Source organism: Pseudomonas sp. HY13-MNA-CIBAN-0226 (assembly GCF_040310305.1).
In the GTDB taxonomy this organism is placed as follows: Bacteria; Pseudomonadota; Gammaproteobacteria; order Pseudomonadales; family Pseudomonadaceae; genus Aquipseudomonas; species Aquipseudomonas gregormendelii.
In genome coordinates, this window is record NZ_JBEOPS010000154.1 from 1 (window position 1) to 287 (window position 287).

General features: G+C 56.1%; 1 protein-coding gene. It reads left to right on the top strand.

Going from position 1 to position 287, the window contains the following annotated elements; all coding sequences use genetic code 11:
• The coding region (locus tag AAEZ05_RS28190) for a 6-pyruvoyl trahydropterin synthase family protein (protein ID WP_350649851.1) at positions 1-277 on the top strand (277 nt) is incomplete at its 5' end.
• Between the last annotated feature and the right edge of the window lie 10 nt (positions 278-287).

Below are 287 nucleotides of genomic sequence, written 5' to 3' on the forward strand. Positions count from 1 at the left end.
GCATGGGCATTCGTTCAAGGTGGCCATCCACCTGAGCGGCGACCTGGATCCCCATACTGGCTGGATTCGCGACTTCTCGGAGATCAAAGCGATTTTCAAGCCACTGTATGAACGCCTCGACCACAACTACCTCAACGACATTCCCGGCCTGGAAAACCCTACCAGCGAAGTGCTGGCCAAGTGGATCTGGACGGAGTTGAAACCTCTGCTGCCGGAACTCAGTGCGATCCGTATCCACGAGACGTGCACCAGTGGCTGCATTTATCGCGGTGAGTAAGAACCACCTG